The following is a 4,933-nucleotide window of genomic DNA, read 5'->3' as shown; positions in this document are numbered from 1 at the left end:
CGACATGATCATGATGGGCGAGTCGGCCGGGTGGATCTTGCGAAAAGTCGTTGGGCTGGCAGNNTTGGAGGCAAACTGTCCGGTGGAGGCATTGATGCGGGCCTGCACATCCAGGGCGGCGGCGTCGATGCTGCGGTTGAGGTCGAACTGCAGGGTGATCTGGGTAGTGCCCAGGGTACTCTGCGAGGTCATCTGCGACAGGCCGGCAATGAGCGAGAACTGCCGCTCCAGCGGCTGCGCCACGTTGGAGGCCATGGTCTCGGGACTGCCCCCGGGCAATTGCGCGGTGACCTGGATGGTGGGGAAATCGACCTGCGGCAGCGGCGCCACCGGCAGCAGCGGCCAGACCGCGATGCCCACCAGCAGGATGGCCAGCGCCAGCAGGGTGGTGCCGATGGGGCGCTTGATGAAGGCGGCGGAAACGCTCACTTGGTGTTTCCTTTCGCTTCTGCTACAGCGGCCGCCTTGGCCGGCTGCGGCTTGCTCTCGACGATGCGGCTACCCGGCTTGAGCTTGTACTGACCATCGATGACCACGCGCTGGTCAACCGTCACGCCGCTGCCTGCGGCCAGCACGGCGATGCCATCCTGGATGCGATCGACCTTGACCGGCTGCATATTGGCCTGGTCGTCCTGGTTGATGGCATAGACGTAGGTACCTTGCTGGTTGCGCTGGATGGCCGCAGCCGGCACCGTCAGGGCGCTGCCATGATCGTTCATCTGCAGGCGCGCATTGACGTACTGGCCCGGCCACAGTTTGTGCTCGGCATTGTCGAAGCGTGCCTTCAGTTGCACGGTGCCATTGCTGGTATTGATCTGGTTGTCCAGCAAGACCAGCTTGCCGGTGGCCAGCACTTCCTGCGAATCGCGGGCATAGGCGATCACCTTGAGCGGCTGCTGGCTGTTGCGCTGGGCGCGGTTGATGCCGCTCACTGCTTCTTCGGGCAGGGTGAACATGAGCGTGATCGGATCGATCTGGTTGATCACCACCAGGCCGGTGGCATCGGTGGCATGGACGATGTTGCCCGGATCGACCAGGCGCGCGCCGACGCGGCCCGAGATGGGGGCATTGATGGTGGTGTAGCTCAGTTGCACCTTGGCATAGGCGATCTGCGCTTCATCGGTCTTGACGGCCGCCTCCAGCTGCGCCACCAGGGCTTTTTGCGTATCGAGCTGCTGCTGGGTGGCGGCATCCTGGCTGCGCAAGGTGGTGTAGCGTTGCAGGTCCAGCCGGGCATTCATCAGATTGGCGGCGTCCTTGGCGCGTTGTGCCTCGGCTTGCGCCAGTTGCGCCTGCAGGGCGCGCGGGTCGATCTGGGCCAGCAGTTGTCCCTTCTTGACGTCTTCACCTTCCTTGAAACCGACCTTGTCCAGCTGGCCATCGATGCGGGTCTTGACCACCACGCTGGCATTGGCCGTCACGGTGCCGACGCCGGCCAGGTAGAGCGGCACGTCACGTTCCTGCACCCGTGCCAGCGTCACCGCCACCGGTGGTGCGGTCTTGGCAGTGGGCTGGTCGGCCGCGCTGGCGTGTTGCATGGTGCTCCAGGCGGCCAGGCCGCCGGCCAGCAGCAGGGCCGTACTGATGCCCACGGCCAGGGTGGTGCGCTTGAACGACATACTCGAGGTGCTAGGGGTGCTAGGGGTGCGAGGCGTGGGTGAGGTGTTCATGCCTGAAACTCGTCCTGAAAGGGTCGCGGTTGTATCGGAATAAGGAAGGAACTCAGCGCGCCGCCATCGGCGTGGCTGGCGTGGCCGGATCGGGCTGCCCAACCTGCCAGCCGCCGCCGGTGGCCTTGATCAGCGCCACGCTGGCCACCAATTGGCGGCCCAGCAGCGTCACTGCGCTGCGCTGGTTGGTCAGCGAGGTGGCCTGGGTGGTCACCACCGACAGATAGGTCACGGTGCCGGCCTGGTATTGGCGCATCGCCAGCCGCTCGGCCAGTTGCGCCGACTTGACGGCTTGCGCCTGGACCGCGCTTTCCTGGTCCAGCACGCGCAGGGTGGAGAGGTTGTCTTCCACATCCTGCAAGCCGGCCAGCACGGTCTGCTTGTATTGCGCCACGGCCGCGTCATAGGCGGCTACGGCAGCGTCGTTGCGGGCGCTGCGGGCGCCGCCATCGAAAATGGTCTCGGCCAGCGCTGCGCCCAGCGACCAGACCCGGCTGGGGGTATCGAACAATTGCCCGAAGGCCAGGCTGTTGTAGCCGCCACTGGCCGAGAGCGTGAGCGTGGGGAAGTAAGCCGCACGGGCCACGCCGATGTTGGCATTGGCGGCGGCGGCCAGGCGTTCGGCATTGGCGATGTCGGGGCGGCGCTCCAGCAGGTCCGAGGGCAGGCCGGCCGGAATCTGCGGCAGGCTGGCCTGCAGGCGCTGGGCATTGGCATCGATGGCGCTGTCGCTGGCATCGGCCGGGGGCAGCGGGGCCAGCGAGAAGGCTGCCGGGGCCTTGCCGATCAGCATGGCGATGGCGTGTTCGAGCTGGTTGCGGGTGGCGTCCAGGTCGATCCATTGCGCCTGGGCCGAACGCAACTGCGTCTCGGCCTGCGCCACATCCGAGCGCAGGGCGGTGCCGGCCTGGTATTGGTGCGTGGTCAATTCGAGCGAACGCGTATAGGCCGCTACCGTGCGGCGATACAGATCCTTTTGCAGGTCGGTCACGCGCAGTTGCAGGTAATCCTGGGCCAGCGTGGCCTGGATCGCCAGGCGCGCTGCGGCCAGGCTGTCGGCACTGGCCTGGGCGTTGGCGTCACCAGCCTCGGCGCCACGCCGGATGCGGCCCCAGATGTCGGCTTCCCAGGAGGCGTTCAGGCCCACGGTGTAGTTGTCGCCCAGGCGTTGCACGCCGTTGGTATTGGTCTGGGCGCGGGTGGCGCCGGCCTGCGCACCCACGGTCGGCCACAGGCTGGCACGCGCCACTGCGGCGGTGGCCTGGGCCTGGCGGTATTGGGCGGCGGCTTGCTGGATGGTCTGGTTGGCAGCGTTGGCCTGGGCGATCAAGTCATTCAGGATAGGGTCGCCATAGGCTTCCCACCAATGCTGGCGGTCATCGACCGGGCGCGGCGCGGCCACTTTCCAGGGGCCTTGTTCCTTGTAGGCCTGCGGCAGGTCCATGGCCGGCCGCACGTAATCGGGGCCGACGGCGCAACCGCCCAGCAGCGCGGCCAGCGCCAGCACCGTCATTCCCTTCTTGGCGCGGAAGGGGGAGTTGTGGGGGGGATGAGTGAAATGACGGGAACTGACGCTGGCTGCGACGCGGCGAAACGGGACGACCATAGGACTCACGAAGATGGCTTGCGGATCGAGAACAGGTCGGCTTGCCACGCCCCTCAGCGCTGGCGGCCGACCCCGGCTTAGACGTTAATGTAATGGCCGTCCCTCGACCTCATGCTGACATCAACATGACAATTCTGTCAGGAAAGCGAATCGGGTAAGCTCCTGATTCGGTATTCAATCAATTTGCCAAGATTTGCCACGGAGCGCCTCATGACCCATGCCACCACCGCCCACGCCATGCTGACCGAGATCTGGCAAGCCCTCGATGGCCCGGCTGCCACGCTGTCAGCCGTGCAGTTGAGCGGCCAGGGCGCCTTGCCTTCGGTGTTTGCCACCAGTGACCTGGCGCAGGCCTCGGTGGCGGCCGCCGGGCTGGCCCTGGCCGAACTGGTACAGGCCGGCGGCGCGCCGTTGCCGCAGGTGGTCTGCGAGCGCCGACTGGCCTCGCTGTGGTTCTCGGCCTCGCTGCGGCCGCAAGGCTGGCAAGCGCCTTCCTTGTGGGATGCGGTGGCCGGCGATTACCGGACCGCCGATGGCTGGATCCGGCTGCATACCAATGCCGCGCATCACCGCGTGGCGGCCCTGGAGGTGCTGGGACTGGACCCGCAGCAGGCCAGCCGTGCCGATGTGGCAGGCGAAGTGGCACGCTGGACGGGTAGCGAGCTGGAAACGGCCATCGTCGCCCATGGCGGCTGCGCAGCACAAATGCGCAGCCAGGCCGACTGGGCTGCCCATCCGCAGGGGGCCGCAGTGGCCGCCGAGCCGCTGGTGGCGCGTCAGGTATTCGCGGCCCCGACGCGGCTCCGGCATCCTGTCGATCCGGCCCGGCCGCTGGCCGGGGTGCGCGTACTGGACCTGACCCGGGTGCTGGCCGGACCGACGGCGACGCGCTTTCTGGCCGGCTTTGGTGCCGATGTGCTGCGCATCGATCCGGCCTCGTGGAACGAACCCGGCGTGGTCCCCGAAATGACCTTGGGCAAGCGCTGCGCCCAGCTGGAACTGGATCGTCCAGAGGATCGCGCCACGCTCGAAACGCTGCTGGCCCAGGCCGATGTGATGGTGCATGGCTATCGTTCGGATGCGCTGGAACACCTGGGGCTGGGTGCACAGAGGCGACGTGCGCTCAACCCGGCCCTGGTGGATGTGGCACTGGACGCCTATGGCTGGAGCGGCCCCTGGGCCGGGCGCCGCGGGTTCGATAGTCTGGTGCAGATGAGTTCAGGTATTGCCGATTTCGGTATGAAGCAAAAGGGTGGCGATCAACCAGTCCCCCTGCCGGTGCAGGCCCTCGATCACGCCACCGGTTACCTGCTGGCCGCCTCGGCCCTGCGTGGGCTGGCCTTGCGCCAGCAGAGCGGGCAGGGCAGCCAGTACCGGCTGTCGCTGGCGCGTACCGCACGGCTGCTGGCCGATTACCCGGCAGCGCCGGCGCAGCCGAACTTCGCCGCCGAGACGGCGGAGGACCTGGATCCCCGCATCGAGCACACCGCCTGGGGCCCGGCCCAGCGCCTGCGTTCGCCGCTGCAGGTGGCCGGCAGCCCGATGTACTGGGATCGACCGGCCTCGCCCTTGCGCTCGGTGCCGGCGCGCTGGGACTGATGCGGTCCGGTTGAGGTAGGATATGAAGCAATCTTCCACCATGCCCGTGCATCAGGAG

The 4,933-nt window shown here is 67.2% G+C and carries 4 protein-coding genes; 1 reads left to right on the top strand and 3 read right to left on the bottom strand.

Translation table 11 applies throughout. From position 1 onward, the window contains the following. The 3 genes from I5W_RS04555 to I5W_RS04545 form a co-directional block, all read right to left on the bottom strand. Positions 1 to 429, bottom strand: a 429-nt coding sequence (locus tag I5W_RS04555; protein WP_044528352.1) for an efflux RND transporter permease subunit, incomplete at its 3' end; no start/stop codon positions are given. Continuing rightward, positions 426 to 1,670: an efflux RND transporter periplasmic adaptor subunit gene (locus tag I5W_RS04550; RefSeq protein WP_374702116.1), complete on the bottom strand. Its 1,245-nt coding sequence runs from the start codon at positions 1,668 to 1,670 to the stop codon at positions 426 to 428. The genes I5W_RS04555 and I5W_RS04550, both read right to left, overlap by 4 nt. Before the next feature lie 52 nt (positions 1,671 to 1,722). Continuing rightward, a complete protein-coding gene (locus I5W_RS04545) occupies positions 1,723 to 3,276 on the bottom strand; it encodes an efflux transporter outer membrane subunit (RefSeq protein WP_112069391.1) in 1,554 nt (517 codons plus the stop codon). 210 nt (positions 3,277 to 3,486) lie between these two features. Here I5W_RS04545 and I5W_RS04540 point away from each other — a divergent pair, with 210 nt between their 5' ends. Continuing rightward, a complete protein-coding gene (locus I5W_RS04540) occupies positions 3,487 to 4,875 on the top strand; it encodes a CoA transferase (RefSeq protein WP_044528350.1) in 1,389 nt (462 codons plus the stop codon). Positions 4,876 to 4,933: the final 58 nt, after the last annotated feature.

This window comes from Herbaspirillum sp. B65, assembly GCF_000333555.1.
GTDB classification, from domain to species: Bacteria; Pseudomonadota; Gammaproteobacteria; order Burkholderiales; family Burkholderiaceae_D; genus Herbaspirillum; species Herbaspirillum rubrisubalbicans.
The sequence above is the reverse complement of the archived record's forward strand: the minus strand, read 5'-3'. Positions and strand labels throughout refer to the sequence as shown.